Origin of the sequence: Flavobacterium alkalisoli, assembly GCF_008000935.1 — a bacterium.
In the GTDB taxonomy this organism is placed as follows: domain Bacteria; phylum Bacteroidota; class Bacteroidia; order Flavobacteriales; family Flavobacteriaceae; genus Flavobacterium; species Flavobacterium alkalisoli.
The window spans coordinates 2,496,354-2,518,771 of record NZ_CP042831.1 but is presented as its reverse complement, the minus strand read 5'-3'; the positions used below and the strand labels follow the sequence as shown (position 1 = coordinate 2,518,771).

Below are 22,418 nucleotides of genomic sequence, written 5' to 3'. Positions count from 1 at the left end.
GAGATTTCTCCACAAGGTCGAAATGGAAAACCTTTATAAAATTAAGAGATTTTTCATTCCGCTACGCTACATTCAAAATAACACCATCATCTGTTAAAGGGTTTGAGTGTCATTTCGACGATAGGAGAAATCTTTTTTTGAGGCTGTTTACACTCTCTATACTATATCAAGAAATAAAAAAAAGAGGCTAAATAGCCTCTTTTGTATTTTAATAATCCCACTGTCGCTTTTTGTTTAGTTCTTCCTGTGCTTCCAGCTCTTCGGCAGGAATAACCTTTAGGAAAGAAGGGTGTTGCTCAATGGCATATTCAATTTTTTCTACAATCTCATCTATGGTATCGTTATCATAATCAATCTCTAAAGGCTCTTTAATAATAAAGGACTGCAATATCCCTTTCTTTTTCATCCTTAGCCCTTTCTTGTCAAACGAACGCCTAAAACCATCTATCACTATAGGGACAACAATTGGTTTATGCTGCTTTATAATGTGTGCTGTACCTTTACGGATAGGCTTAAACGGTTTTGTGGTTCCCTGAGGGAAGGTAATAACCCATCCGTCTTCCAGTGCTATTCTTATATTTTCTGTGTCGTTCGGATTCACTTCTCTTTGTACATCCTGTCCCTTTGCCCTCCAGGTACGCTCTACAGTAATAGCGCCGGCATAGGCCAGTATCCTTGGCAATAGTCCGGACTTCATGGTTTCCTTTGCCGCCACATAATAAATGTTAAGCTTAGGGTGCCACAGATAGCCCACATTCTTAATGCTGTCTACCCTGCCCTTTAAACTGGCGTTAAACACATGAAACATTGCCACTACATCGGCAAAATAGGTTTGGTGATTAGAGATAAAAAGAACGTTTTGTCCCGGCAGAGTTTTAATAATTTCAGAACCTTCTATCTGAAGCTCATTAAAACCGCGGTAACGCCTGTGGGTAAGTACGCCAAAAGTGCGTATAAGCCATCTCTTTAAAAATAATATATGTCCAAACGGATTTCTTTTAAATAAACCCATACTTTATTTACTATATCAAACAACAAAATTACGAAATCGTACTCATTATAGTGCGTTTTTTATTGTTTCTTTAAGCTCGCTCATTATCATGGCGGTAGCTCCCCAAACTATATAGTCTTCAAACTTAAATGCCGGAACCGCTATTTTTTGTGCATAAGAGGTTTTCATCTCGGTATTTATAACTATCGAATCGTCCAGAAAAACATCCAGCGGAAGTTCTATAAGCGCCGTTACTTCATCCGGATTTGGAACAAAAACAGGGGTTTGTGCCGCCAGCCCCATAAAGGGTTTTACCAAAAAGTTACTGGGCGGTATATAGATCTGGCTAAAGGGCATAACCACATCAATTTCTGCAGGTGTTACCCCTATTTCCTCATAAGTTTCTCTCAGGGCCGTATCTTTCAGGTCTAAATCCACCGGGTCTACCTGCCCTCCCGGAAAGGATATTTGTGCCGAATGCACTCCCGGATATTCGTTACGCCTTATCAAAATAAGGTGTGTTTGCTCCTGTTTAGGGTAAAACAGCATCATTACGGCACTTTGCTTGGGGTTGCTATCTTTATAAAAATCAGGGTTTAGCGATTGTATTCTCTCACTGGGAGCCATTTTTGCATGCGCATTAAGGGCTGGTAACTCCTGATTTAGTATTTTTGGTACATAATTTAAAAAGTCAGTAAACTTCATTAGGTAATAATCTATTTACCTATAAAGGTACTCCAAAAAGAGGACATTTAAAACCCTATAAGCATGTTTAGCAAAGCCGAAGCACAACAGATGAAAAAGGAATTTTGGACCGCATTTGCCGATGCCTATCCGAGAAAATGGCTGTTGTATGATACCAAGATCAAGGATGTATCCTTTAAATTTTATGTAGATAACAAAAAGGCACGCGTAATGCTGGACATCGAACCTAAAGAGGACGAAAAGCGTAAAATTTATTTTGAAAAGATAGAGTCGCTAAAAAACATACTGCTTGAAGAGTATCTGCCGGATGCCATACTGGACAGGGAACATTACCTGGAAACGGGAAAGGCCATTAGCCGTATTTGGGTTGAAAAAACAGGGATAAGCCTGCATAACAGGAATACGTGGAATGAGATATTCGACTTCTTTAATGAAAAAATGGGGGCATTTGAATTGTTTTTCTACGAATACGAAGACTATATAAGGGATCTTGAAATAAATACCTAACAACTATGGTTTCAAAACAAAAGTTACTTAAAGTGGGTAAACTGCTTTTACTGATTTGGGGTGCTATTTCGCTCTTTGGCGTAATTGTTATTGGAGGTTATACATATTATACATTAACATGGGGGAATAAAACCGAAATCAACACGGCAACAAAATCAGATGTAAGGTTTGTTTTAAACTGCTGCGGTCTTGGTGATGATAGAATTGAGAATGTGGTGAACAGTTACACTTCCGCCCAATCATTTACAGGCGATTACCTTGATGCCTATGAGATACAAATAAGCAACGTAAGTATAGATGAACTGACAAAAAAGGGTGAAAATGAGATTTTATCTGCTAAGTTTTATCGTATGGACAACCTTCCTGAAGTTTTAAACGAAGCTGTAACGTTTGTTGATGGTTGGCATCATGAAATACCCTGGTTTCCAAAGGAATATGAATTAAGGACAAAAGATTTTTTTGTTTATCCGAGAAGAATTAACTGTTACGGACTTACACCCAATGCGGCAGAACTGATATTTATAAATCCGGCAGAGAAAAAGGTTTATTATTTAGGTACAAAAATGTAGTCTTATTTTAAAAAAATGGGGGCATTTGAATTGTTTTTCTACGAATACGAAGATTACATCAGGGATCTGGAAATAAATACCTAAAGCGACTCCAGTAGTTCTGCTTTGGTACTGTAAAGCTCTTCTTCCCTAAATGTCTTGCTGTGCAGCGGCCCGCAGGGATTTTTGTCTACCACACACCAAATATCGGTGGCTTTCCTACTCTTTTTGATGACAACATTGGTTACTATAGCTTTTCTTACGCCATTCATGTACATAAAAAAAACTTCTTCGCCTACATTATGCCTGTAGCTAATGTGGTGTTCATGCGGGGGTTTGGAATCAGTTTGGTTTTTAAAGAACGGTCTCATTTTAAGGTGTTGTATTGGTTTGGTTATGAGGTGGGGAACCGCGATAAAAGTAACCATTTTTTCCTTTAGGTGAAAATAACCTTTAGGGTATAACATTATAAGTTATTACGTAATTTCTTATAACATTATACCCTTAATTTATTCTTTAAGTAATTTCCTCTATCTAATTAGTGAGAAATGCCCCCTGTGTTGTCTTCCGTCCTGTCTGGTCACTACAAACCAATAATCGGTAGATGGCAGCGGATGTCCGTTATAGGTACCGTCCCATCCTTCATACTGAGGGCCGAAAGTTATAAGCAGTTTGCCATATCGGTCATAAATATCCACCTTTAAGTTAGGTTCTTTTAGCGAATATTCAATCCTCCATCTTTCATGATGGCCGTCTCCGTTTGGTGTAAAGTAATTAGGATAATGCAGCAGTGCCACTTCGTCACTACCTGTTCCGCATCCGTTTTTATCCCTTACATATACCTCATAAATACCTGTTTCAAGATTATAAAACGTATTGTCATCCTGATAGTTAATTCCGTCTATGGAATATTCATAATCGCCAGATCCTATTGCTGCAACGGTAATGGTATTATTCTCGTTTGTCCAGTCGGTTATAGAGACCTCAATGCTTTGTACCGCTTCCGATGTTAACACCTCTACTGATGATGAACCTTCACAATACCCATCGCCATAAGCACGCTGTACCGTAACGGTATAAGTTCCCGGTTCGGTAACTGTTATAGTACGCGTAGTTTCTCCGGTAGACCAGCTGTAGGCAGCAAAACCACCCTGTGCCGTAATTTGTGTAGAAGTACCAATACAAATAACCCCTGTGGTATTAATTTCCGGTTCCGGAATTTCCCCAACAAAAAGTCGGAAAGAAGTAACATCAAAACAAAGGTCTATTTGGTTATGCTCTACCCTTGCATATATATTTTGTCCGTTAATGATATTGGTGTATAACGATGGTAACGGATTAGTTCCTGCTTCTGCATCCTGAGGCGTTGCATAATAAGTAATGGTATATAACGATGCCGACTGGTCGCCTAAAAGGGTTGCATTCTGTTCGGTAAGGTCAAACTCATTAGTGTTTCCTGAGCCTTCCGGCACACAGGCAATCATATCGCTTACCTCATTTGCCGTAGCGATAGATGGTAACGACTGTACGTTAAAAGAACGTATCACTATATTACCACAGTTGTCCTCTACCCTAAAGGTATATTCGGCTTCCTCTAAATCGGTAAAAATAGGGTTATCACCATTGTCTACCACAAAAGGGCTGCCGTTCATGTGTGTAATCCTTATAGAGGTAGGATACCCTAAAATATCAAGATAAACATCATTCGGATTACCGGCACAAGCCATAGTGTAAGCACCTGCTACCGAAAGCGTTTCTGTATAATTAAATTCTCCGAAATCTTCTACACAAATAATAGTCTCTGCACCATTACCATAGCTTTCATGCTTTTTAATGATCCTGAAATCTCCCGAATAGTTAAGGTTATTCATTGCCTGATTATTCGTTAGCTGAATGGAATTAGAGCTATCCGGCACAGTACCATCTATATAGGCTACTCCTGTTGCCGGGTGTCCCCAGGTTTGTGTAGCGGTATCAAAATGCTGAAGCCAGTACTGGGCAGCATTAAGTCCGTTACTGCTGTCGGTAACCATAATACTAAAGTTACCACATTGCGGAGTGAATATAAAAGTATCTGTAGGAGGATGGTAACCCTCTATAAGTATTGAAAATGTCTTGGTAAGGTTACAGTGATCGGTACCCTCAAAAGTATACTGTCCTTCCGGAAGATCAGACATAAACAAATCTCCGGCATCAGTATCTATAAACGATGTAACATCATACGGTAAAGACTCCGGAAACGCTGCGGGTGCCGATGTTATCTGCATCGACAATAATGGCCCGTTACCGCTGGAAACCATAACACTGCCTATTCCCTCTTCACAAGACGGGGAAGTGTTTCCGTTAAAATCCTGTTCTACAAACTCAGGCACTTCCACTTCTTCTGTGTATTCATACCCACACTCGTCAGTAAACTCTATGGTATAAAAGCCTATAGGCAAATTATTAAGGGCAACATTCCCAGCCTGTGTAATGCTTCCCGTTACATCATGAGGAAGCGTTTGTGTATAAGTTTCGGGCGCAGAAACAATAGTTGCAGAAACAATTTCTATTTCAGGAATACTTATTCTTATTCTCCCAAATAAAGAAAAACAACCGTTATTGCGTCCTGAAGCTGCCGGTACATAAGGCTCAAACTCAACCTCTATAATATCTTGTGCAGTACGGCCACACTCGTCTTCAATTATTACTTCATACGTTCCGTAGGGTATAGGATTTTCTTCATCACCATAAGCAATACTCCCCTCTGTAAACGGACCGTTAGGGTTAGGCATAAAATCGGCCGGATCAAAATCATCCGGTGCATTAAGGAAGGTTACCGTGTACGATCCCGTAAACCTTTGAGCATTAAGTACCAAATAACGGGTACCACATATACCTCGCTGACTCAAAAGGGTTAAATCTATATCAGAATCTATAAAATTAGCCGAAGATGTTACCGTATCACCACAACCATTAGTAATGGTAATATCATAGCTAACACCATCTATAAGAGGCATCTCTTCTGAAACTTCTAAGCTGTTAGGTGCTCCCGATTCGTATACCTGAGTAGTAATTACATCGTCTTCACCGGGTATATGAATAGTATATTGAATGGTTACCGGATAAGAGATTGTAGCCGTTTCCAGGCTTACCGTATTACTAACCGTTATGGAATCACATGAATTGATAACCACATCCGGGTAAAAAGAAGCCGAAATATCCGGATCTAAATCCAGAACCTCCAGCACAAAGGTTTTTACCTTACCTATACCACAGGCATCAAATGCCCTTATATTATAAGTTCCGGCAGGTAAACCGGTAAATTCATGTTCTGTTTGTAACGGACGTGTTTCGGGTCCTGATATAATTTCACACTGAAAAATCTCGCCTTCTGTCGCAGTTACTACAATCGTAGCTCCCGATGAACAGGCTTCATCAGCAGAAGAAACCGAAATTGCAAAATCCTGAATAAGGTCTTCTATAACAACATCCTGCTGTTGTGTGTTAGATTCGTCGTCTAAAGTTTGTGTTGCAACAACCCTGTAAGTACCTGATGTTAAACTGCCTAAAGTGTTTTCTGTAATTACTGCAATAGGAGTATCAGTGTCGGGTAACAGGTATATGCTATAGAATACCGTTGCATCCGGGGTTAGGTTTGAAACTTCAAAAGTAAGGCTACCATTACCAAAACATGTCTCGTCGGTATGGTTAACATCCAAGGTAAAATCAGATAATTGTGCATTAACTGAAGCTGTTGAAAGTAACAGTAAAAGTAATAAGAGCTTAAATAATTTCATTTCATAGTGGGTGTAATCAAATAATTTAGATGCAACCATATACGCATTTATAACGCTTTGAGTTTAAATTAAGTGCACAATAATATAATTATTTATTAAATAATAAGCAGCTAAATCGTTATAAAGCGTTAATTTATCGATAAATAACCGACATAATAGTTATATTTTAAATATAAGTTAAAATATGGTTTTCGCTAATATGCAGTAATAAAACAGTTATAAATACAAAAACCCTATTTAAGTAATAGGGTTTTGCTTATAATATATATCAGAATATCTACAAAACAAAAAACCCTATCCGGTTATGGATAGGGTTTTCAAAAGAAAGGCGGTGACATACTCTCCCACAAGATGCAGTACCATCTGCGCAGGCGGGCTTAACTTCTCTGTTCGGAATGGGAAGAGGTGAGCCCCGCCGCAATAACCACCTTAAGTCGTTATGTTGCTTTGGGCAACATGATTACAGGTACAATGTAACTGTAAACAAATATCTTAACATACTGAGATAAAGAATAGTATACTTAAATTAGAAAGTTTCTCCCCTCCCCCTGGAGGGAGGGAAAGAGCGTACATAAGCTTACGGGTTATTAGTACTACTCGACTATGACATTACTGCCTTTACATCTATAGCCTATCAACGTGGTCATCTTCCACGACCCTTAAAAGAAATCTCATCTTGTGGTGGGTTTCGCGCTTATATGCTTTCAGCGCTTATCCCTTCCAAACGTAGCTACTCTGCGGTGCCCCTGGCGGGACAACAGATACACTAGAGGTTTGTCCAACTCGGTCCTCTCGTACTAGAGTCAGATCCACTCAAATTTCTAACGCCCGCAGTAGATAGAGACCGAACTGTCTCACGACGTTCTGAACCCAGCTCGCGTGCCACTTTAATGGGCGAACAGCCCAACCCTTGGGACCTTCTCCAGCCCCAGGATGTGACGAGCCGACATCGAGGTGCCAAACCCCCCCGTCGATATGAGCTCTTGGGGGAGATCAGCCTGTTATCCCCGGCGTACCTTTTATCCTTTGAGCGATGGCCCTTCCATACGGAACCACCGGATCACTATGCTCTACTTTCGTACCTGATCGACCTGTATGTCTCTCAGTCAAGCTCCCTTATGCCATTGCACTCTACGCACGGTTACCAAGCGTGCTGAGGGAACCTTTAGAAGCCTCCGTTACTCTTTTGGAGGCGACCACCCCAGTCAAACTACCCACCAAGCAATGTCCCGCACAAAGTGCGGTTAGGCCTCAGATAAGCAAAGGGTGGTATTTCAACAATGACTCCACAACGCCTGGCGACGCCGCTTCAAAGTCTCCCACCTATCCTACACATCACTTATCCAAGGTCAATACTAAGCTATAGTAAAGGTGCACAGGGTCTTTTCGTCCCACTGCGGGTAATCGGCATCTTCACCGATACTACAATTTCACCGAGCTCATGGCTGAGACAGTGTCCAGATCGTTACACCATTCGTGCAGGTCGGAACTTACCCGACAAGGAATTTCGCTACCTTAGGACCGTTATAGTTACGGCCGCCGTTTACTGGGGCTTCAATTCAATGCTTCTCCGAAGATAACATCTCCTCTTAACCTTCCAGCACCGGGCAGGTGTCAGGCCCTATACTTCATCTTACGATTTTGCAGAGCCCTGTGTTTTTGATAAACAGTCGCCTGGACCTTTTCACTGCGGCCAGCATTGCTGCTGGCGACCTTTCTCCCGAAGTTACAGGTCTATTTTGCCTAATTCCTTAGCCATGAATCTCTCGAGCACCTTAGGATTCTCTCCTCGACTACCTGTGTCGGTTTACGGTACGGGTGCTTATAATCTAAGTTTAGAGGTTTTTCTTGGAAGCCCTTAGGTACACTATCACTTTGTCCGAAGACTCCGTGTACTATCGCATTTCACCAAAACCTGCGGATTTGCCTACAGGCCTTATAGCTAGGTGCTTCAACGAACTATTCCGTCAGTTCGCGGTACTTTCATCACTCCGTCACCCCATCACAATTATAAGCAGTACGGGAATATTAACCCGTTGGCCATCGACTTCCCCCTTCGGGTACGCCTTAGGTCCCGACTAACCCTCAGCTGATTAGCATAGCTGAGGAAACCTTAGTCTTTCGGTGTGCGGGTTTCTCGCCCGCATTATCGTTACTTATGCCTACATTTTCTTTTCTATCCGCTCCAGCAATACTCACATATCACCTTCGACGCTGAATAGAATGCTCCCCTACCACTTACGCCTAAACGTAAATCCATAGCTTCGGTAGTATACTTATGCCCGATTATTATCCATGCTCGTCCGCTCGACTAGTGAGCTGTTACGCACTCTTTAAATGAATGGCTGCTTCCAAGCCAACATCCTAGCTGTCTGGGCAGACAAACCTCGTTTATTCAACTTAGCATACATTTGGGGACCTTAGCTGATGGTCTGGGTTCTTTCCCTCTCGGACATGGACCTTAGCACCCATGCCCTCACTGCTGGTAAACATTATATAGCATTCGGAGTTTGTCAGGAATTGGTAGGCGGTGAAGCCCCCGCATCCAATCAGTAGCTCTACCTCTATATAACTATATCCAGCGCTGCACCTAAATGCATTTCGGGGAGTACGAGCTATTTCCGAGTTTGATTGGCCTTTCACCCCTACCCACAGGTCATCCGAAGACTTTTCAACGTCAACCGGTTCGGACCTCCACTATGTGTTACCACAGCTTCATCCTGCCCATGGGTAGATCACACGGTTTCGCGTCTACCATTACTGACTAAAGCGCCCTATTAAGACTCGCTTTCGCTACGGGTCCGTGACTTAATCACTTATCCTTGCCAGCAACGGTAACTCGTAGGCTCATTATGCAAAAGGCACGCCGTCACCCCACTAAAGGGCTCCGACCGCTTGTAGGCGTATGGTTTCAGGATCTATTTCACTCCGTTATTCACGGTTCTTTTCACCTTTCCCTCACGGTACTGGTTCACTATCGGTCTCTCAGGAGTATTTAGCCTTGGCGGATGGTCCCGCCGGATTCAGACAGGGTTTCACGTGCCCCGCCCTACTCAGGATACCACTATGTATTATATCTCTTACTCATACGGGACTATCACCCTCTATGGTGCAACTTTCCAGATGCTTCTGATTCAATTTACATACAATGTCGTGGTCCTACAACCCCAGTATTGCCGTAACAACACTGGTTTGGGCTAATCCGCTTTCGCTCGCCACTACTCACGGAATCACTTTTGTTTTCTCTTCCTCCGCCTACTTAGATGTTTCAGTTCAGCGGGTTTGCCTCCTATCGGATACTATATCTTCAATATAGTGGGTTGCCCCATTCGGATATCTGCGGATCAATTCGTATGTGCCAATCCCCGCAGCTTTTCGCAGCTTATCACGTCCTTCTTCGCCTCTGAGAGCCACAGGCATCCCCCATACGCCCTTATTTTGCTTATTGTACTTTATATGTGTGTTATAAATAACACACAACTGTGCTTTCTATATTTTTCTACTTGTATTTATCTCAATATGTCAATGAACGTGTGGCATCTCGCCACTGACAATAATATCAGCGACTTTAGCCGGATGTGGAGAATATCGGAGTCGAACCGATGACCTCCTGCGTGCAAGGCAGGCGCTCTAGCCAGCTGAGCTAATCCCCCGTTTTTCAGTAAGCAGCTAACTCTTTTCAGTTAACAGTTTAAAACGGTCACTAAAAGTGTAACTCAACTTCTAAAATTTCCTTTGTATCTAAAATAAGAAGAGATTTAGTAGTCCCGGGCAGACTCGAACTGCCGACCCCTACATTATCAGTGTAGTACTCTAACCAGCTGAGCTACGAGACTATATTTCTTTAGAATCTTACCTACTTAGCAACTCTGTTACTCAGCAGCTTTCTTCCAGCTCTCTTACTTTAAATTTTTGAACTAACAGCGAGAGTAAGTCTTTTACTTATCACTCATTACTTAACCTAACGATCGTGTCTCTAGAAAGGAGGTGTTCCAGCCGCACCTTCCGGTACGGCTACCTTGTTACGACTTAGCCCCAGTTACCAGTTTTACCCTAGGCAGCTCCTTGCGGTCACCGACTTCAGGTACCCCCAGCTTCCATGGCTTGACGGGCGGTGTGTACAAGGCCCGGGAACGTATTCACCGGATCATGGCTGATATCCGATTACTAGCGATTCCAGCTTCATGGAGTCGGGTTGCAGACTCCAATCCGAACTGTGACCGGCTTTATAGATTCGCTCCCTGTCGCCAGGTGGCTGCTCTCTGTACCGGCCATTGTAGCACGTGTGTAGCCCAGGACGTAAGGGCCGTGATGATTTGACGTCATCCCCACCTTCCTCACGGTTTGCACCGGCAGTCTTGCTAGAGTTCCCGACATTACTCGCTGGCAACTAACAACAGGGGTTGCGCTCGTTATAGGACTTAACCTGACACCTCACGGCACGAGCTGACGACAACCATGCAGCACCTTGTAAAGTGTCCGAAGAAAAAACTGTTTCCAGTCCTGTCACTCTACATTTAAGCCCTGGTAAGGTTCCTCGCGTATCATCGAATTAAACCACATGCTCCACCGCTTGTGCGGGCCCCCGTCAATTCCTTTGAGTTTCAAACTTGCGTTCGTACTCCCCAGGTGGGATACTTATCACTTTCGCTTAGCCACTCAGTCTTGCGACCGAACAGCTAGTATCCATCGTTTACGGCGTGGACTACCAGGGTATCTAATCCTGTTCGCTCCCCACGCTTTCGTCCATCAGCGTCAATATAATGTTAGTAACCTGCCTTCGCAATTGGTATTCCATGTAATATCTAAGCATTTCACCGCTACACTACATATTCTAGTTACTTCACAGTAATTCAAGCTCTACAGTATCAGAGGCAGTTCGACAGTTGAGCTGCCGGATTTCACCACTGACTTATAAAGCCGCCTACGGACCCTTTAAACCCAATGATTCCGGATAACGCTTGGATCCTCCGTATTACCGCGGCTGCTGGCACGGAGTTAGCCGATCCTTATTCTTACGGTACCGTCAGCCCTCTACACGTAGAGGGGTTTCTTCCCGTATAAAAGCAGTTTACAATCCATAGGACCGTCATCCTGCACGCGACATGGCTGGTTCAGACTTGCGTCCATTGACCAATATTCCTCACTGCTGCCTCCCGTAGGAGTCTGGTCCGTGTCTCAGTACCAGTGTGGGGGATCTCCCTCTCAGGACCCCTACCCATCATTGCCTTGGTATGCCGTTACCATACCAACTAGCTAATGGGACGCATGCTCATCTTGTACCGAAGTTCTTTAATATAGAAAAGATGCCAGTTCTATATACTATGGGGTATTAATCCGGATTTCTCCGGGCTATCCCCCAGTACAAGGCAGATTGCATACGCGTTACGCACCCGTGCGCCGGTCTCAAGGAAGCAAGCTTCCTCTACCCCTCGACTTGCATGTGTTAGGCCTGCCGCTAGCGTTCATCCTGAGCCAGGATCAAACTCTTCATCGTATGTTTTTAATATTTTTACGATCTTTATTGCTAGGTCTGTGTTTTTCGATAAATCGAGTTTCTTACTCTCTCTTTATGCTGTCAATCCAATATGTCTATGAACGTATTCTTCTGTTTTATTCTCACCTCAATCACTCAGCCTTTCGGCGTTTGTTTCTCAAAGCGGCTGCAAAAGTACAACTTCTTTTTAATCCCGCAAGCTTTTTTCAAAAAAAAATTTCTTTTTTATTTTTAAAGCTTTTCCGATAAAGAATCAGTGATTGCGGCTCGTTTCATCTCCGAAACGGGAAGGCAAAGATACTATCTTTTTTCCTTAACCTGCAAATCTTTTTTCTTATTTTTTTCAGATTCTTTTAAGCTTTTCTTCACTTAAAAAGTAAAGCTCAAAATGCGGTTTCATTATCTCAAAGTACGTCGCTCGTTTTGCGGTTGCAAAGGTAGACAAGTTTTTCATTTCTGCAAATATTTTCTGAACTTTTTTTTCGAAGCCTTTTTAAGCTCCTCCCTTTATTTAAAAGGGTTTCCAGATAATATCACTCTCCAAAAGAACTCGCTGTTATTGCGGGTGCAAAAGTAGCAAACTTTTCTTTTCTCACAAACTTTTTCCGAATTTTTTTCTGATTATTTTTTCTCAGTAATTCCACTCCTATAATAAGCGGTCCGGTAAGCTGTTTTTCTAAGAACGTGTGCCTCTAATGCGGGTGCAAAAGTAGCCATCTTTTCCACTCCCGCAAACTTTTAATGCCCTTTTTTTAATCTTTTTTTAACCTTAATTCATAACTCATTGATAAGGTGGTTTTTGACATTGAAAGTTTTTTTTAAGTAAAGGGAAAAGGAACTCCTATATATTATAGTGTGGTATCGTAAAGCAGCAGAGATTCCTCACTCCATTTCATTTCGTATCGGAATGACACCTCTACCTATTTATATTATAGTGTGGTATTCTTTACTCCTATATATAATATAGATTGCCGCGTCGTACCTCGCAAGGACACTACACTACTCTATTATATAAAGTATTTATATATTTGAGTCTATGAAAAAATTTGCTTTTATACCTGTTTGGCTAATATGCACTATTATTAGTACCGTTATACTGTATATGATAGTAACTATAGTTTGGATGGAGCACCTGTATGAAGCCGACATAAGCAATGAAATTGCAGATAGTTTCCTTTTTAAATTGTTTGCAGAGATATCCTCGAACACCGGATATCATACCGAGCCCACTTCATTTACATTATTCATTATCTTAATTACAGGTATAGGCTGTGGATATTTGATAAGTAAATTGATACTCAAACTACAGTCCGCCTATTGATATACTCCATTTTCCGTTTTCCTCATGCAGGTAAAACTGCATATTATGATCGTTTGGACACGGAACCTTCATGTAGTCTTTGGGAAAAATATGATAGGAGATGGCATTTACCTCTTTATTACGGTGTCCTTTTTGAAGTAAATCTTCATAAGAAATTCTTGAAATGATGTTTTTAAGCACGTCATCAAAAATAAAATCAAAACAACGGGACATATCACTCTTATAGATATCTACATCAGCATACTTTTCCTCATCTTTAATATAAGCAATAGTGTCACAGCTATAGGAATATTTAAATATTACCGGATGAATAGCCCTTACAGGATAATCCAGCCTATTGGCTACTCCTTGTTTGTTTGCTGAAAAAATATCTTTTTGAAAGCCTGCCCAAAATTTTTTAAGCCCTACGGTATCCAGAGGCGCAACCCCTTTTGATGCTGTTTCCTGAGGTTTCGGTTCAGCTTGTGGTTTTATTCTGTAAGAATCTGTAGTTTCATTATGAAGCATTTCAAGCTGCTCCTTATTATTACAGGAAACCAAGAGCAAAAGAAAACTAAGTAAGGTGATGTTTTTCATAATATAAGGTCTTATTCAAATATAATGATTTAACTGAGATTCCTCATTCCATTTCATTACGTATCGGAATGACACCTCCTAATCTAATATTTATATAAAATAAAAAAGCACAGAAAAAATCTGTGCTTCTATACCTATATATAATAGTGTTATTTTTTGCAGCAACCGTCCAGCGAATCATAAGCCACTTCATCAGCCTTAATATCATCAGCATCATAACCTAATTTGCTTATCGCTGTTTTTATAGTAGCCAAATCAGTCTTCTTCGTATTGTAGGTTACCGTGATTGTCATTGCTTTTTCGTCAAGCACCACCATTTGTACTCCTTTAGTTTTAAGAAGTCCAACATTAAGTCGGTCTCCGCACGACTCACATTGCTTGCAGTGGTCGCAGTAAATGGCCGTTTTAATTACAGTGGTTTCCACCTTTTTTTGTGCAAAAGCATTTGCCGATAAAAACATAGCAAATACAAACAGTACTGTTTTAAGTAGTTTCATAATGGTAATTTAGTTTTTGCGAATATAATGATTTAACTCAGATTTTAAACAGTAGAGATTCCTCGCTCCATTTCATTAGCCTACCCCATAATAACAGCAGCAATAATTAAGAAAAGATAGTGGTGTTTTTTCATGCCGTTTATCTAGGGATTTTTCTTTTTGTATCGCTTTTGCAGTTTATGTAGCTTTCTTATTTCTTTTTCAGAAAACCTGTCATACGGCTTAGTATACCCGCAAATGTTAGTTTCTAAAAACTTTTTTTGTTCAGTTTCTCTTTCAAAATACGCTTGTGTATAGTAACTAAACACAATATACTTTTCTCCCGTTTTAAATCTATAGCCACAATCACCTTTTCCATAACCTGTTATAACTTTTATAGTATCGGTTACGGCTTTACCCTTATGAAGTTCTTCCACCAAAAAGGTAAACTCTTTACTAAATGTGTAATAAAATCTATCTCCCAAATGTTCGTCCTCCTCTTCAATTTCAGGGAGTATTCTCTGTTTTATATCCCTTTCTGCCAATACCCTGCCTGTAAACACAACATTAACATAGTTAAATTCATGTTTTAAAACCGATTTACCAATACAGCTGCACGCCATAGCCGGTGACGGAAAGAGAATTAAAAGGGAAACCAAAAAGATTGATAATTTTTTCATGGTGTGTGGTTTACCCAAATATAATGATTTAGTTGAAACCTAGGAAAAGTGTTCAGTATTCATTGTTCAGTCGTAAGGAACATTAGATTGCCACGTCGTCCCTCCTCGCAATGACAACCTGAGTAATTTTTAAATATTAAATCTTTCGATCTTTAATGATTTACCCCCCTACCCCTCTTAGATTGCCGCGTCGTACCTCCTCGCAATGACAGGGCAACTCACAACAGTATAACAACCGAGTGAAGCTAAGGCATTAGGTTCCGTAGCGTAAAGAAAATTATAAGCGAAGCGTTAAGAAGCATCCGCTGTTTGAGGCGACAGCCGAGTTCGGATGGTTTAGCTGAGTGTAATAATTTTTAGCTTAAGGAGTCGTAGCCGCAGTCACGCCATAGCGTGATGGTTCTTTTGTGTCAAGACAAAAGAAGAAGATGCAGGGAGATATCTCAATTAATAAACTGGCTAGAGATTTATTTTATCAGTTCGGCTTTCAGCCTCGTGCCTCCACTTCACTACGTTTCGGTCGAAATGGAAAAGATTGCTTCGTGCCTCGCAATGACAAACTCAATATTACTCTATCTTTTTATAATATTGATTTAAATCAATATCTAACGGAATTTTGACAGCTCCGAAAAAGAATCTCCTGCTTACCTGTGATGAAAAACTACTTTTTCCGGCTTCATCTGTATAAAGCAACTCTATTGTAGTACCACTTACATCATATGATAAGCTATAAGTCCCTTCTCCGTAGAAATTACTTTTAAAACTATTGTCCTTATATAGTATTAATGTATCCGGTGTATGAGGAATATCAGCTATAAAATTGTTCCCAAAATTTTGATTTACATAAGTACCCTTTACCATACTATCAGAAAAAAAACAATTCATTAAATAGGCTGTAATAAAGAACAGGATAACTAATGCATAAATTTTCTTTTTCATGGTGTGCGATAAATGATTAATAGATTGCTTCGTGCCTCGCAATGACACACCCCTACCCCTCTGAGATTGCCGCGTCGTACCTCCTCGCAATGACAGAACCTACTAATGTGCTTTTTTAACCAAATCTATAAGGTACTCCTTATATATATCACGGGTATAAGCCAAACGCATAAGGTCTTTTGCGGGAGAATCGTCTACTTTTTTCATGTGTTTGTTCACCTTTGCTTCACAACGGGCTTTCCAGTCAAGGTTCTTTTTGGTTGGTGCTGCCGCTACCATATTTTCTATTACCTGGGCAAGCTCCTCAATGTGCCTGTTAAGGCAGCGGGTGCCTTCTTCAAACTCTTTACACTCCGGCTCTAAAGTACTGTCGTGTAAAATATACCATCCCGGGTAATGTTGCTCTATGTAGTGTTTGTCTATATTTTGCTGGGCGTTTGCAAGTTGCCCTATTGTGGTAAAAACAAGTAAGAAAAGTAGTTTTTTAATCATTTATGTTTGGTTTTGAAGGCAATAAATATAAGAATTTCTTTATTTAACCAGTAAGGTTGCCTGTCCTTATATATTAAAGGACTCTATAATATCTTTAAGGTTACTACATTTATTAAGCTCCTCTTCACAAACAGCCTTCAGTTCGCTATCTGTAAGAAAACCGATTCCTTTAACTATATATTCCTTCACTTCATTAAAAGTAACCTGTTTGCTTTGATGCTCAAACAAATAACGGTGTGTTTCCATAAAAGGAACAAACCTGCGCCATGAAGCCAGCTTTTCCCTGCCTTTAATTTTAAACAGGTTTCCGTTACCGTCTGCCAGAAGATTACCAAACAGATGGTCTTTAAAATCCTGATTGCTACCCCTTGTGGTATCGGCACTCATTATAATAGTAGGGAATACATCGGTACTCCATTCGGTTATCGAGAGGTCTATCAAAGGAAATTGCGGTTGTTTTGTCATCTTAATTGTTTGTTCTAAAAGAATTCAAAAAAATCTTTCAGGCTATGGCATTTACTAAGCGAGTCTTCGCCAATACTCTTATACTCGGGATCCTCAATAAGAGCAATGCCGTTAGCCAGGTATTCTTTAACCTGATTAAAAGTAACCTGCCTGTTTTGGTATTCAAAAACACAACGATATTTTGCCATAAAAGGAATAAGCTTTCGCCATGAAGCCAGCTTTTCCCTGCCGGTAATTTTAAAGACATCTCCATTACTGTCTGCTACAATATCATCCAGATAATACTCTTTAAAAATTTCTTCGGTTCCGTATAAATTGCCATTATCAATAACTATAGTTTCCGTTTCGTCACTATTCCAGTCATTAATGGAAAGAAACAGTACAGGAAATTGCGGTTGTTTTGTCATCTTTTTATAATTCTTCAATTTTAAAATATCCCCTTACCTCCTCTTCATCAAATTCCGGGGTCCAGTTTGGATTCTTATTTAGTATCTCGGCAGGCCAAAGTGTTACATCCAGTTGCTTTAAATTTTTAAAACCTTCTATAAGCTCATCGGCATTTTTAAAGTAGCCTTCACTCATATAAGTTAGTGCGCCATCTAACAGATTTTGCCTTGACCACATCAAAAAATCATCCTGATTTTCCTTTACCATATCTTCATTATAGAAATAACAACGTTGGCACTCTGCCCCTTTTGTTATAAAGGAAACCCTGTTTTGAAGCAGTCCCGACAGTTCTGTATTACCACAAACCGGACAAATAGCAGGAATGGCTTCATACCCTTCTTCGACCGACTTTATTAAAACAGTCGCTATCTCCTCCAGATTTTGAGTACCAATAGTTTCGCGGGTAAGCGTTATTGTCTTTTTTCCTTCCTCTTTAAGGCTAAACGATTTTTCATCGACAGAAGTCCAGTCGGCTTTCACATAATTAATAGTATAGCTATAAGTAGCCAACTGAAGTATGCCCCTGTAGTTTGCCGTAAGTGTTTTAGCAGCGGTATCTATACTCACACTTGTAAGCCTTTTAAAGGCTACTATATATATTACAAGCACAGCCAAAGCAATAAAGCTATAGTTACTTACCTGCATTATGGAGAAAACATACAGAAAAACGAAAAGCACAACTGTATACAAAACAAGCCTAAGCAGGGTGCGCAAAGGCGCTTTAAAAGTATATTTCATAACATTTTTTAAGATGCGCTAAAATAGGTATTTCTTTTTGTTAGGGAAATAATATAAATACTTCAGTCGCAGTAAGCAGCAGATTGCTTCGTGCCTCGCAATGACACACCCCTAACCCCTCTCAAGAGGGGAACTCACAACAGCATAATAACTGAGTAAAGCTAAGGCATTAGATTCTTTAGCACAGGGAGACATCTCAATAAATAAACAGATTAAAGATTTATTTTATCAGTTCGGCTTTCAGCCTCGTGCCTCCTCTTCACTACGTTTCGGTCGAAATGGAAAAAAACAAAAAAGCCCTGAAGAAAACTTCAGGACTTTTGTTAAGTGTGTGTATACTAAATTATTGAATTTGGCTAAACTCCTCGATGCATTTTTTAGCGCTTTGCTTGGCAACTGCCAGTGCTCGGCGGCGTGCTTCGGGGTCATTTTCAAGTTTATGCTTTTTAAGGTAAAAGGTTTTTGTTTTATCAAACTCCTTTTGTAATCCTTCAATAAAGGCTTCCAGCTTTCCGCCTCCGGCAGAAATATAGGTGCTGTCGCTGTTAAACTCTTTTAAGAACTCCTTGTAGGCTTCGTTACAGCCTGTTTCAAGATCTTTTTCAAACTTCCCGTAATCAAAACTCATGGCAAATACTATTATTAACTTATCGTGAACATGCCGCAAAATAAATTATAATATCTGTAAGAGAAGTTACAAAATTGTACATGAAAATAGTAAAATTTTTCATACGAAGTTTTGAGGTTGGTGTTTGAAGTCGAGATTGAGATTCCTCACTACATTACATTCCGTATCGGAATGACATGGTTGCTGTCATGTCGACTGCAGGGAGACATCTCTAAAATATAAGCCTATTCAAGATAGATATAGTTAAATCGTGAACAAAACCCACCAAGCCTGTTTGTTATATCTACCATTGTTTCATCCTGATAAAACGTTAAACCATCTTCATTATCAGCTATATATTCATATACCACTTTTATAATCTCATCCCGGCTTAAACTTTTATTAAAATCATACATAACGACAATCAGTTCATCCATTTTTTCTAATCTGTTTGAACTGTTGATTTCAGACATTATCTGTTCCAGTATTTTTCTGAATTCATTCATTATCCATTAATCAATCGTTTATTATACTTACAAAAGATACGGCTTACTCTATATCATCTTTAATTCTTCCCTGCCCCAATTTATAGACTTTTATACAGTCTTTACAATTGGCCAGAAGCTTATTAAATTCTTTTTCGGTTACCTTTTTTTCCTTAAAATAATCATATTTCCCTAAGCCATCTAGTTCATAAACATGATACGGCTCATACTTCTCGGCTTCTTTTGCATAAATAACCTTATTCTTCCTGTCAAAAATCACCACCTCACAATATTCAATCAAATAACGATAGGTGTATTCTCCATCCTGCTGAACAAGGCTTACAATTTCATCATTTCCAAGCATCTGATAAAGATAAAACCTGCCTGTAATATGTTGATGAATTTCCGGAGCATCAAAAGCACAGCCCTGTAAAAGAGAGGCTATAAACGTAAGTAAAATAAACTTTTTCATTAATTGTAAGGTGTTGTATAATATGATTGAATTATTTGAGCGAAAATTGATTACTGAACACTAATAAACCACTTTCTTACTCACACTCCTGTTTACATCAATAACATAAAACAGAGCCTGAATATCGTTTACATGAAGTTTAAAGTCGGTAAACTCAGGGCTGTCGTTTAGGGAGTGGCACATAATATAGCCTTCTTCGGTATTGTGCTCAATAATCTCTTTAAGGAGCGGCATCTTGCTTTGGGTAGTGTAAATAACCCAGTACGGAAAATCGCGATAACGCAGCTTGTTTACCCAGTGCTGGCGCTGCAGCTCGCGGGTGCTAACTATACTGTTTCGGCTAATGGCGTTGCTGCTGCCGTCGTCCATACTGTCGCCGTTTACCTTAAAGGCCACATAACGGCCCTGCACCGGCTTATCTACCAATATACCGTGCTGACTCAAATCCATAAGGAAGTCGGCATCCTGATAATTGCTCAGCAAACCCGCCTGCACATTAAAGTCGGCAAGCGGCATAAGCATATAAAACTGTCCGTTAGGCAGCTCAATAAACTTGTTGCCGTTTTTGTTTTCAAAATCAACAGGCAGCTTAACCACTTCGCTGCTCCTTACTATAGTAGTGTAAGCAGTGTTGCCGTAAAGCACCTTGTTAAGGATCTCTATTTTAGACTTGGGTATGGGTTTTCCTTTCTCATAATTAATAATCGTTTCGCGGCTGGCACCTACCAGGTCGGCAAGCTCTTTTTGGGTTAGCCCAAGCTCCTCGCGTTTTTGTTTTATCTCTACTGCGTCCATACTCAATACTTTATCCTAGCTGTTAATAACTTTTGAATGTTAAAAGTGATTTTTTACACTTTTGAATTTGTAAATGTGGAATATTACACTTAATTTTGTACTCGATGTTTGAGCAAAGATACACATTAAATGCACATAAACAACAATATTACACATGAAATTGTGGAATTAAGTGAAATTAAGAAAGCCTATAACCATTATTTAAGTTCGTATGAAGCACAACAGGATATTGAAAACTACACCTATATTGTAGAGAACAGAAACACTTTAAGCATCCATTTACGGGAGCTTTACACAAAGCTCGCTATACAGCAGCAGGCACAAAAAGCACTGAACCAAAATGTTCGCTACACAAAGTACGCCCCCTGCCCGCTAGAAAAAAGTGCAATACTACACTTTAACAGCGACAACAGGTTTAGTATAACAGAGTAAGTCTGTTCGACAATGCGGTTATTCGGTTATTTGATTCCGCATACAAATCAACAAATAACCAAATCCACTAATCAACTAAAAAAATGCCACACCATGAAAAACCTTATCAGCCAACTCGAATCTCTTAACCGCCTTATCTGCGAATGCGAACAGGAAATAGATTCACTGCAAAACCTCCCTTATTATTCGGTATTTAAACTGGAAGACCAGCGCACTGCCGATATCACTCAACTTACTTCTCAGTTAAAGGGATACCATTCCCAAAAAATTATCCTGCTTAATCAGCTGGAATCTTCCCTAAAATTTGAAAAAGCCGCCAGCGAGCAGTATGCCCTTGCGGGGTAATTCGATTATTTGATTATTCGGTTATTCGATTTCTCATTCAAATACACAAATCGGCAAATAACCAAACCCACAATTCTTCAATCATTAAATCTTTAAAATCTAAATCCCATGACAATTACAGGAAACATTGAAAGCATTGAGTACCGCAACACAGCTGGACACGAAAAAAAAGTAGTAACCATTATCCCCGATCATCGCCAAAGGGCCTTTGTGGAGTTTCGCGGACGCAAAATGGATGACCTTCACGGACTGAAAGAAAACGACGAAATACAGGTTAGCGTAATGCTGGAAGGAAAGATATCTAAAAACAGTGGCATACAGTACAACAACTTTGTTGCACAAAATGTAATGCAAGTAATCAGGTAAACAATATTGGGGAATTAGAGCTCATAAAAAAAGCCCCAAAAGGAGCTAAAAACTTTTACAGTTATTTAATTTTCTTGACTAAATCGCGAAAGAATAATATCAGAAGCTCTTCACGATAAATCAAAAGAAAAACCAATACCAAAAAAACAACAATATTGGTAAGGCTTTTTTCAGAAATTTTGAGGTCTATTCCCCAGTTTGCCTTTTCTTTTGGCATAAAAATTAAGTTATGCAAGTATCAAAGCCTATAACTTAATTATAAGCTTATTGTAAAAATACAATTTTACAGACCAATCTTATCATTGAGTATCAAAAAGTTACAAACATTTTATAAACCTTTTATGCCTTTTCACTAATCAACTAAAAAATTAAAACATGAAAACTAAACAGGAAGAATACACTAATAAGATATTAGACCAACTGGAAAACCTTTTTAAGGAAGACAACGAAAACAAAATTGACCTTACCGAACTGGAAGACAACAACAATGCCGCCGACTTTTTTCATGCCCTGGCAAACCTTGCCCCAACGGTAGTGTATGTAAACCTCACCAAAAAAGAGGTAGGTACGCTCGATTTTAACCACGTGGCAAACAGGCTGTGTATGATGAACGCCAAGCGGTAATACGGTTATTTGGTTATTCGGATTCACATGACCAAATCAACAAATTATCAAATAAACTTTTCTAACCAACTTTTAACATTTACTTGAGAAATCGTTAAAGCATAAATGGTTAATTTCATTTTTATAAGATT

At 39.9% G+C, this 22,418-nt stretch carries 23 protein-coding genes, 2 tRNA genes and 3 rRNA genes; 7 read left to right on the top strand and 21 right to left on the bottom strand.

Going from position 1 to position 22,418, the window contains the following annotated elements; all coding sequences use genetic code 11:
- Window positions 1-208: 208 nt before the first annotated feature.
- Complete coding sequence (locus tag FUA48_RS11380) at window positions 209-1,012, bottom strand: lysophospholipid acyltransferase family protein (RefSeq protein WP_129751228.1); 804 nt, start codon at window positions 1,010-1,012, stop codon at window positions 209-211.
- A gap of 45 nt (window positions 1,013-1,057) precedes the next feature.
- Entirely contained in the window at window positions 1,058-1,696 is a 639-nt protein-coding gene (locus tag FUA48_RS11375; RefSeq protein ID WP_147583642.1) for an NUDIX hydrolase, read from the bottom strand.
- Between the two features lie 63 nt (window positions 1,697-1,759).
- Here FUA48_RS11375 and FUA48_RS11370 point away from each other — a divergent pair, with 63 nt between their 5' ends.
- Window positions 1,760-2,203: a DUF4268 domain-containing protein gene (locus tag FUA48_RS11370; RefSeq protein ID WP_147583641.1), complete on the top strand. Its 444-nt coding sequence runs from the start codon at window positions 1,760-1,762 to the stop codon at window positions 2,201-2,203.
- 5 nt (window positions 2,204-2,208) lie between these two features.
- Window positions 2,209-2,772 carry a hypothetical protein gene (locus FUA48_RS11365; protein WP_147583640.1) on the top strand — a complete coding sequence of 188 codons (564 nt, stop codon included), beginning with the start codon at window positions 2,209-2,211 and terminating at the stop codon, window positions 2,770-2,772.
- 80 nt (window positions 2,773-2,852) lie between these two features.
- Here the strand turns inward: FUA48_RS11365 and FUA48_RS11355 are convergent, their stop codons facing one another.
- From FUA48_RS11355 to FUA48_RS11325, 7 genes are all read right to left on the bottom strand, one after another.
- Window positions 2,853-3,218: a hypothetical protein gene (locus FUA48_RS11355; protein WP_147583639.1), complete on the bottom strand. Its 366-nt coding sequence runs from the start codon at window positions 3,216-3,218 to the stop codon at window positions 2,853-2,855.
- 63 nt (window positions 3,219-3,281) lie between these two features.
- Window positions 3,282-6,530 carry a T9SS type B sorting domain-containing protein gene (locus FUA48_RS11350; protein ID WP_168196975.1) on the bottom strand — a complete coding sequence of 1,083 codons (3,249 nt, stop codon included), beginning with the start codon at window positions 6,528-6,530 and terminating at the stop codon, window positions 3,282-3,284.
- A 323-nt stretch (window positions 6,531-6,853) separates the two neighbouring features.
- Window positions 6,854-6,962 (bottom strand): 5S ribosomal RNA (gene rrf, locus FUA48_RS11345).
- A gap of 135 nt (window positions 6,963-7,097) precedes the next feature.
- Window positions 7,098-9,978: ribosomal RNA gene (locus tag FUA48_RS11340) — 23S ribosomal RNA — on the bottom strand.
- A 131-nt stretch (window positions 9,979-10,109) separates the two neighbouring features.
- A tRNA-Ala gene (locus tag FUA48_RS11335) sits at window positions 10,110-10,183 on the bottom strand.
- A 109-nt stretch (window positions 10,184-10,292) separates the two neighbouring features.
- Window positions 10,293-10,366 (bottom strand) — tRNA-Ile (locus tag FUA48_RS11330).
- A gap of 144 nt (window positions 10,367-10,510) precedes the next feature.
- Window positions 10,511-12,027 (bottom strand): 16S ribosomal RNA (locus FUA48_RS11325).
- The 16S, 23S and 5S rRNA genes sit together here with 2 tRNA genes alongside, the layout of an rRNA operon.
- Before the next feature lie 1,036 nt (window positions 12,028-13,063).
- Between FUA48_RS11325 and FUA48_RS11320 the strand changes: the two genes are divergently transcribed.
- On the top strand, window positions 13,064-13,348 hold the full coding sequence (locus FUA48_RS11320) for a polysaccharide biosynthesis protein (protein WP_147583637.1): 285 nt from the start codon (window positions 13,064-13,066) through the stop codon (window positions 13,346-13,348).
- Here FUA48_RS11320 and FUA48_RS11315 read toward each other — a convergent pair.
- The 12 genes from FUA48_RS11315 to FUA48_RS11260 all read right to left on the bottom strand — a co-directional run bounded on the left by FUA48_RS11315 (window position 13,331) and on the right by FUA48_RS11260 (window position 20,520).
- The gene (locus FUA48_RS11315; RefSeq protein ID WP_147583636.1) at window positions 13,331-13,924 is read right to left on the bottom strand and encodes a hypothetical protein; all 594 of its coding nucleotides are present in this window, start codon (window positions 13,922-13,924) and stop codon (window positions 13,331-13,333) included. The two genes, FUA48_RS11320 and FUA48_RS11315, sit on opposite strands and share 18 nt — an antisense overlap.
- A 149-nt stretch (window positions 13,925-14,073) precedes the next feature.
- Entirely contained in the window at window positions 14,074-14,421 is a 348-nt protein-coding gene (locus FUA48_RS11310) for a heavy-metal-associated domain-containing protein (RefSeq protein ID WP_147583635.1), read from the bottom strand.
- A gap of 143 nt (window positions 14,422-14,564) precedes the next feature.
- The gene (locus FUA48_RS11305) at window positions 14,565-15,080 is read right to left on the bottom strand and encodes a hypothetical protein (RefSeq protein WP_147583634.1); all 516 of its coding nucleotides are present in this window, start codon (window positions 15,078-15,080) and stop codon (window positions 14,565-14,567) included.
- 567 nt (window positions 15,081-15,647) lie between these two features.
- Window positions 15,648-16,019 (bottom strand): hypothetical protein, encoded by a 372-nt coding sequence (locus FUA48_RS11300; protein ID WP_147583633.1) that lies wholly within the window; start codon window positions 16,017-16,019, stop codon window positions 15,648-15,650.
- 102 nt (window positions 16,020-16,121) lie between these two features.
- Window positions 16,122-16,511, bottom strand: a complete 390-nt coding sequence (locus FUA48_RS11295) for a hypothetical protein (protein WP_147583632.1) — start codon at window positions 16,509-16,511, stop codon at window positions 16,122-16,124.
- Between the two features lie 66 nt (window positions 16,512-16,577).
- Window positions 16,578-16,976, bottom strand: a complete 399-nt coding sequence (locus tag FUA48_RS11290) for a hypothetical protein (protein WP_147583631.1) — start codon at window positions 16,974-16,976, stop codon at window positions 16,578-16,580.
- Between the two features lie 14 nt (window positions 16,977-16,990).
- Window positions 16,991-17,383 carry a hypothetical protein gene (locus FUA48_RS11285; RefSeq protein ID WP_147583630.1) on the bottom strand — a complete coding sequence of 131 codons (393 nt, stop codon included), beginning with the start codon at window positions 17,381-17,383 and terminating at the stop codon, window positions 16,991-16,993.
- 4 nt (window positions 17,384-17,387) lie between these two features.
- Window positions 17,388-18,161, bottom strand: a complete 774-nt coding sequence (locus FUA48_RS11280) for a hypothetical protein (protein ID WP_147583629.1) — start codon at window positions 18,159-18,161, stop codon at window positions 17,388-17,390.
- Between the two features lie 343 nt (window positions 18,162-18,504).
- Window positions 18,505-18,789 carry a hypothetical protein gene (locus FUA48_RS11275; RefSeq protein WP_147583628.1) on the bottom strand — a complete coding sequence of 95 codons (285 nt, stop codon included), beginning with the start codon at window positions 18,787-18,789 and terminating at the stop codon, window positions 18,505-18,507.
- Window positions 18,790-19,013: 224 nt separating this feature from the next.
- Complete coding sequence (locus FUA48_RS11270; protein WP_147583627.1) at window positions 19,014-19,274, bottom strand: hypothetical protein; 261 nt, start codon at window positions 19,272-19,274, stop codon at window positions 19,014-19,016.
- 43 nt (window positions 19,275-19,317) lie between these two features.
- Window positions 19,318-19,725, bottom strand: a complete 408-nt coding sequence (locus FUA48_RS11265; RefSeq protein WP_147583626.1) for a hypothetical protein — start codon at window positions 19,723-19,725, stop codon at window positions 19,318-19,320.
- 60 nt (window positions 19,726-19,785) lie between these two features.
- Window positions 19,786-20,520, bottom strand: coding sequence for a helix-turn-helix transcriptional regulator (locus FUA48_RS11260; RefSeq protein WP_147583625.1), 735 nt, complete (start codon window positions 20,518-20,520; stop codon window positions 19,786-19,788).
- 129 nt (window positions 20,521-20,649) lie between these two features.
- Between FUA48_RS11260 and FUA48_RS11255 the strand changes: the two genes are divergently transcribed.
- The 4 genes from FUA48_RS11255 to FUA48_RS11240 all read left to right on the top strand — a co-directional run bounded on the left by FUA48_RS11255 (window position 20,650) and on the right by FUA48_RS11240 (window position 22,287).
- The gene (locus tag FUA48_RS11255) at window positions 20,650-20,952 is read left to right on the top strand and encodes a hypothetical protein (RefSeq protein WP_147583624.1); all 303 of its coding nucleotides are present in this window, start codon (window positions 20,650-20,652) and stop codon (window positions 20,950-20,952) included.
- A gap of 93 nt (window positions 20,953-21,045) precedes the next feature.
- The gene (locus tag FUA48_RS11250; RefSeq protein WP_147583623.1) at window positions 21,046-21,297 is read left to right on the top strand and encodes a hypothetical protein; all 252 of its coding nucleotides are present in this window, start codon (window positions 21,046-21,048) and stop codon (window positions 21,295-21,297) included.
- Between the two features lie 108 nt (window positions 21,298-21,405).
- Window positions 21,406-21,663, top strand: coding sequence for a hypothetical protein (locus FUA48_RS11245; protein ID WP_147583622.1), 258 nt, complete (start codon window positions 21,406-21,408; stop codon window positions 21,661-21,663).
- A 375-nt stretch (window positions 21,664-22,038) separates the two neighbouring features.
- Window positions 22,039-22,287, top strand: coding sequence for a hypothetical protein (locus tag FUA48_RS11240; RefSeq protein WP_147583621.1), 249 nt, complete (start codon window positions 22,039-22,041; stop codon window positions 22,285-22,287).
- Window positions 22,288-22,418 lie beyond the last annotated feature (131 nt).

Bases quoted from the DNA above. Each gene is read 5' to 3' on its own strand.
- FUA48_RS11380 (WP_129751228.1), bottom strand. From the start codon at position 1,012: ATGGGTTTATTTAAAAGAAATCCGTTTGGACATATATTATTTTTAAAG.
- FUA48_RS11375 (WP_147583642.1), bottom strand. From the start codon at position 1,696: ATGAAGTTTACTGACTTTTTAAATTATGTACCAAAAATACTAAATCAG.
- FUA48_RS11370 (WP_147583641.1), top strand. From the start codon at position 1,760: ATGTTTAGCAAAGCCGAAGCACAACAGATGAAAAAGGAATTTTGGACC.
- FUA48_RS11365 (WP_147583640.1), top strand. From the start codon at position 2,209: ATGGTTTCAAAACAAAAGTTACTTAAAGTGGGTAAACTGCTTTTACTG.
- FUA48_RS11355 (WP_147583639.1), bottom strand. From the start codon at position 3,218: ATGTTATACCCTAAAGGTTATTTTCACCTAAAGGAAAAAATGGTTACT.
- FUA48_RS11350 (WP_168196975.1), bottom strand. From the start codon at position 6,530: ATGAAATTATTTAAGCTCTTATTACTTTTACTGTTACTTTCAACAGCT.
- FUA48_RS11320 (WP_147583637.1), top strand. From the start codon at position 13,064: ATGAAAAAATTTGCTTTTATACCTGTTTGGCTAATATGCACTATTATT.
- FUA48_RS11315 (WP_147583636.1), bottom strand. From the start codon at position 13,924: ATGAAAAACATCACCTTACTTAGTTTTCTTTTGCTCTTGGTTTCCTGT.
- FUA48_RS11310 (WP_147583635.1), bottom strand. From the start codon at position 14,421: ATGAAACTACTTAAAACAGTACTGTTTGTATTTGCTATGTTTTTATCG.
- FUA48_RS11305 (WP_147583634.1), bottom strand. From the start codon at position 15,080: ATGAAAAAATTATCAATCTTTTTGGTTTCCCTTTTAATTCTCTTTCCG.
- FUA48_RS11300 (WP_147583633.1), bottom strand. From the start codon at position 16,019: ATGAAAAAGAAAATTTATGCATTAGTTATCCTGTTCTTTATTACAGCC.
- FUA48_RS11295 (WP_147583632.1), bottom strand. From the start codon at position 16,511: ATGATTAAAAAACTACTTTTCTTACTTGTTTTTACCACAATAGGGCAA.
- FUA48_RS11290 (WP_147583631.1), bottom strand. From the start codon at position 16,976: ATGACAAAACAACCGCAATTTCCTTTGATAGACCTCTCGATAACCGAA.
- FUA48_RS11285 (WP_147583630.1), bottom strand. From the start codon at position 17,383: ATGACAAAACAACCGCAATTTCCTGTACTGTTTCTTTCCATTAATGAC.
- FUA48_RS11280 (WP_147583629.1), bottom strand. From the start codon at position 18,161: ATGAAATATACTTTTAAAGCGCCTTTGCGCACCCTGCTTAGGCTTGTT.
- FUA48_RS11275 (WP_147583628.1), bottom strand. From the start codon at position 18,789: ATGAGTTTTGATTACGGGAAGTTTGAAAAAGATCTTGAAACAGGCTGT.
- FUA48_RS11270 (WP_147583627.1), bottom strand. From the start codon at position 19,274: ATGAATGAATTCAGAAAAATACTGGAACAGATAATGTCTGAAATCAAC.
- FUA48_RS11265 (WP_147583626.1), bottom strand. From the start codon at position 19,725: ATGAAAAAGTTTATTTTACTTACGTTTATAGCCTCTCTTTTACAGGGC.
- FUA48_RS11260 (WP_147583625.1), bottom strand. From the start codon at position 20,520: ATGGACGCAGTAGAGATAAAACAAAAACGCGAGGAGCTTGGGCTAACC.
- FUA48_RS11255 (WP_147583624.1), top strand. From the start codon at position 20,650: ATGCACATAAACAACAATATTACACATGAAATTGTGGAATTAAGTGAA.
- FUA48_RS11250 (WP_147583623.1), top strand. From the start codon at position 21,046: ATGAAAAACCTTATCAGCCAACTCGAATCTCTTAACCGCCTTATCTGC.
- FUA48_RS11245 (WP_147583622.1), top strand. From the start codon at position 21,406: ATGACAATTACAGGAAACATTGAAAGCATTGAGTACCGCAACACAGCT.
- FUA48_RS11240 (WP_147583621.1), top strand. From the start codon at position 22,039: ATGAAAACTAAACAGGAAGAATACACTAATAAGATATTAGACCAACTG.